Consider the following 4,816-nt stretch of genomic DNA (forward strand, 5'->3'; position numbering starts at 1 on the left):
GCTGGTGATCCGGGGGTGCGGGAGTGGGTGGCGCCGCGTCGGGTGCCGTTTGTGGGGGTGGTGGAGGGTTCGGTGCGGGTGCCGGGTCGTCCGGCGCGTGAGGTTCCCGAACGGCTGCTGCGGGTCCTCGAACTCTGCGACGGCACCCGCCCGCTCGCCGAACTCACCGCGGAGGTCGGCCGGGCCGAAGGCCGGGAGGTGTCCCCCGCCGAGATCACCGAGGACCTGGAGTGGCTCATCGCCCAGCGCTGGGTCACCTGGCGGCTCGAAGTGCCCTCCGGCACCTACCCGGAGCGCAGCCTGCGCGCGTTTCTGGAGACGATCGGCGACGCCGGCCTGCGCGAGCCGGCCCTCGCCAAGCTGGACACACTCGAACGGGGCCGGGCCCGCGTCCAGGCGGCCGGACTCGACGCCGAGGAACTCTGCGCCGCGCTCGCCGCGCTCGAAGCCGACTACGCCGAGCTCACCGCGGCCTCCGCGCAGCGCGAGAAGGGCGCCCGTACGGCCCCGAACCGCGCGCTGGTCTACTCCGACTGCCGCAGATCGGCGACCGCCACCGTGGGCACCGCCGTGCTGGAGCAGCTCACCCCCCTGGAACTGTGCCTGACCGGCGCCCGCTGGATGACCAACCGGTTCGCCGAGGTCATCAGCCGGCGCGTCAAGGAGGCGTACGACCGGCTCAGCGCCAAGCAGGACCGGGTCGACCTCGGTTCCCTCTGGTTCGAGTGCCTGCCCGCCCCGCACAGTCAGTCGATCGCCGACATCGACCGCATCCAGGCCGAACTGCGGGACCGCTGGGGGAAGATCATCAACGCCCCGGCCGGGGCCCGCCGCGTCCGGCTGTCCTCCGCCGACATCGCCGACCAGGTGCGGGAAGCCTTCGACGAGCCGGGCCGCGGCTGGTCCCTGGCCCGCTACATCAGCCCCGACCTGATGATCATCGCCGAGGATCTGGCCGCCGTGGAACGCGGCGAGTTCGAACTCGTCCTCGGTGAGATGCATGTCGCCATGAACACCCTGGGCGCCTCGCTCTTCGTCCACCAGCACCCGGACATGCAGGAGCTGATCGACGAGACCACGACCGACTTCCCCGGGCCCCGGCTGGTGCCGATGCTGCCGAAGGAACTGCCGCTGAAGTGGTCCTCCCGCAGCCGGCCGTCCCTGGAGCGCCCCGAGGACTACTACGTCGCCCTCGTGGACCACACGGCCGACCCGCACCGCCCGCGCACCGTCCGCTGTGGCGATGTACGCGTGGAGGAGCGGGACGGAGAGCTCAAGGCCCTCCTCCCCGACGGTTCGGTCTTCGACCTGCTCGATGTGTTCTGCCACGCGATGACCAACCGCGTCATGGACCGGTTCACCCTGCTGCCCGACACCGATCGTTCGCCGCGGGTGATGGTGGATTCGATGGTGGTGGCGCGGGAGACGTGGCGGTTCGTGGGGTCGGAGGTGGAGTTCGCGGGGGAGAAGAGTGAGGCGCGGCGGTTCGTGCGGGCGCGTCGGTGGCGGGATGAGCAGGAGTTGCCGCGGTGGGTGTTCGTGGTGTCTCCGACGGAGCCGCGGCCGTTCTATGTGGACTTCGACAGTCCGGTGTATGTGAATATCTTCGCGAAGGCGGTGCGTCGGCTGGCGCGTAAGGATCCGGCGGCGCGGCTGACGGTGACGGAGATGCTGCCGACACCCGAGCAGGCCTGGCTGACGGACGACGAGGGCAATACGTACACCTCGGAACTCCGCTTCGTCGCGGTCGACCGCACCGCGGACACGGGAGAGGAACGATGACCGGCGTCCGCCCGGACGACGGGCAGGACCGCGCGGGAACGCGCACCTTCGTGGACGACATCCGCGCCCACGCCGCGCGCGATCCGCACGCCGTCGCCCTCATCACCCCGGACACCACGCTCTCGTACGGAGAGCTGGCCGGCCGGATCGACCACCTGGCCCGGGTCCTCGCCGCGCACGGCGTGGGCCCCGAGCAGGTGTGCGCCATCGCGGTCGAGCGGGGCGTCGACGCCGTCGTCGCCATGGCCGCCGTGCTGCGGGCCGGCGGCGCGTTCCTCACCCTCGACATCGAACTGCCGGGCCCACGGCTGGCCGCCATGGCCGAGAGCGGGCAGGCACGGTTCCTGCTCACCCGCGAGGCGCTCGCGCCGCGGCTCGCCGTGCCCGTCACCGGGCCGACCCTGCTGCTCGACCGGCTCCCGGAGCCGGACCCGGACGCGGCGCTCCCCGATGCCCCAGGACCCCGCTCGCTCGCCTACATCAGCCACACCTCGGGATCCACCGGCGCACCCAACGCCGTCATGATCGAACGCGGCGGCCTCGACTCGTATCTGCGCTTCGTGATCCGCGACTACGGTCTGGGCACCCACACCGTCGCCGTCCAGCTCGCGCCGCTCGGCTACGACGCGTCCATCAGGGACACCTTCGCGCCGCTCGCCGCGGGTGGCCGTATCGTCCTCGTCGACCGCTCCCGGCTGCTGTGCGCCGACGCGTTCGCGCAGACCCTCCAGGAATACGGCGCGGACACCGTACTGAGCACGACCCCCTCGTTCCTCGTCTTCCTCGCCCAGGACCCGGCGGCGGCCGAACGGCTGCGCGGGATGCGGCTGCTCGTCTCCAGCGGCGAGTCGCTGCGCCCCTTCCTCGCCGCCGGCGGCCGCGGACTGATCGGCGGCCGGCTGGTGAACCAGTACGGCCCCACCGAGTGCACGATGACCTCCACCCGGTACGAGGTGCCCGCCGTACCCGACACCTCCGCCGATGTCGTCGGTACGCCCATCGACGGGGTCACCGTCCATCTGCTCGACCCCGAACTGCGCGCCGTGCCCGACGGGGTGGTGGGAGACGTGCACATCGGCGCCGCCGGGGTCGCCCGTGGCTACCGAGGCCGGGCGGCGCTGACCGCCGACCGTTTCCTGCCCGACCCCTACGGTCCCCCCGGCGCCCGTATGTACCGCACCGGTGATCTGGCCCGTCGGCTGCCCGACGGCAATGTGGAGTATCTCGGCAGGACCGACCGGCAGATCAAGATCCGTGGCCACCGGGTGGACCCCGCCGAGATCGAGGGGGCCCTGCTCACTCACCCGGAGGTCACCGGCGCGGTGGTCACCGCCGAGACCGACAGCCGGGGGCGGACGTGGCTGAGCGCGCATGTCACCGGTCTGCTCGACGGGACCGGCGACGCCCAGGTGCGCGCCCATCTCGCGATCACCCTGCCTCCCCACATGATGCCGAGGCGGTTCACCCGTATCGACCGGCTGCCCGTGACCCGCAGTGGTAAGGCCGATCGCGGCACGCTGGGCCGGTCCGCCACGCTGCTGGCGGAGCGTGTGTCATGACGGCCGCCGGCACGCGCCTCGGCCACGCCGACGTGGTCGCCGCCGCCGGGCGCATCGCCCCGTACATACGCCGTACGCCCCTGCTCACCGCCGACTCGCTGCCCCGCATGCTGCTCAAGGCCGAACACCTCCAGCGCAGCGGCTCGTTCAAACTGCGCGGGGCGGCGAACGCGCTGCTCGCACTGGGCGCCACCGACATCGTCACTGGTTCCTCGGGGAACCACGGCATCGCGGTCGCGGCGCTCGGTGTGCCCCTCGGCATCGGTGTCACCGTCGTCATGGCCGCCGGGGCGAACGTGGCCAAGCAGCGGGCCATCGAGGCCCTCGGCGCCCGGGTGATCCGGAGCGGCGGCGGGGTGGCCGAACGCGAGCGGTGCGCACGGGAGTTCGCGGCCACGACCGGAGCGGTGCTCATTCCCTCCTCGGACCATGAACTCGTGGTCGCCGGACAGGGCACCGTCGGCCTGGAGATATTCGAGGACGCCCCCGGTGTCTCCACCGTCTTCGTCCCGGCCGGTGGCGGCGGTCTGCTCGGGGGCGTGTGTCTCGCCTCGGCGGGGCAGGCGCGGCCGGTACGGATCGTCGGCGTGGAGCCGGTGGACGCGAGACGCTACGCGCGCTCGCTCGCGGCCGGGCATCCGGTCGAGCTGCCCCCCTGCGACACCGTCGCCGACGGACTGCGCGGCCAGCGTCCCGGCGAGGTGACCTTCCCGCTGATCCGGCGGCGCGTGGACGATCTGGTCGGGGTCACCGACGAGGAGATCGTCCATGCGATGGGCCTCCTGCACCAGGCCGGCATCCCGGCGGAACCGAGCGGGAGCGTCGCACTGGCCGGGGCCCTGCGGAGCGGCTTCAGCGGCACGGCCGCGGTCGTGGTGTCCGGCGGGAACACCCCGGAGGCTCTGTCAGCGGCGATCGGCCATGACCTGAACCACGCGTGAGCGTCCGTGCCGCGAGTCCCCGGGGCTCCGGCGCACCGCCACGTCGCCCGTTTCCAACCCGTACCTCTCATCACCACACAAGGAGAACAACATGACCACGGCGCATCACACCTCCATCGACGCCCCGGAGCTCGCCGAGCTCATCGCGATCGGCTACCGGGAGACGCTCGGCGACGCCGCGCTCGACACCGCGAGTGACTTCTTCGAGGCGGGCGGCGACTCCCTCGCCGCCTTCCAGATCATCGCCCGGGTCCAGGACGCCCTGGGCACGGAGGTCCCGGTCGCCCTCATCTTCACCTACCCCACGCCGGCGGAGCTCGCGGAGGTCCTCGCCGCGGACTTCGCGGACCGCGCCGCCGACCAGGCATAGGAGGCTGTCCGGATGACCGAGGAATCCATTTCGCTGAGCGGAAGATGGCGCCTGTGGGACCAAGTGGGCCTTCGTGGGCCGGGTTTTCCGGTGGCGGGGGTGTTGCGTTTGGTGCCGGAGGGTTTGGCGGTTGCGGCGGACAAGTTTGGTGGGGGGGAGGTGTT

General features: G+C 72.1%; 4 protein-coding genes. All 4 read left to right on the forward strand.

Going from position 1 to position 4,816, the window contains the following annotated elements:
- Positions 1–1,782: lantibiotic dehydratase (locus tag ACFVWW_RS34060; protein WP_386879498.1), on the forward strand; the 1,782-nt coding region annotated here is incomplete at its 5' end.
- Positions 1,779–3,341, forward strand: a complete 1,563-nt coding sequence (locus tag ACFVWW_RS34065; RefSeq protein ID WP_386879497.1) for an amino acid adenylation domain-containing protein — start codon at positions 1,779–1,781, stop codon at positions 3,339–3,341. The genes ACFVWW_RS34060 and ACFVWW_RS34065, both read left to right, overlap by 4 nt.
- The gene (locus ACFVWW_RS34070) at positions 3,338–4,282 is read left to right on the forward strand and encodes a threonine/serine dehydratase (protein ID WP_384193931.1); all 945 of its coding nucleotides are present in this window, start codon (positions 3,338–3,340) and stop codon (positions 4,280–4,282) included. Before ACFVWW_RS34065 ends, ACFVWW_RS34070 begins: the two co-directional genes overlap by 4 nt.
- 91 nt (positions 4,283–4,373) lie before the next feature.
- Complete coding sequence (locus ACFVWW_RS34075) at positions 4,374–4,652, forward strand: acyl carrier protein (RefSeq protein ID WP_386879496.1); 279 nt, start codon at positions 4,374–4,376, stop codon at positions 4,650–4,652.
- The last annotated feature ends 164 nt before the right edge of the window (positions 4,653–4,816 follow it).

It is taken from the genome of Streptomyces sp. NPDC058198 (assembly GCF_042882605.1).
In the GTDB taxonomy this organism is placed as follows: Bacteria; Actinomycetota; Actinomycetes; order Streptomycetales; family Streptomycetaceae; genus Streptomyces.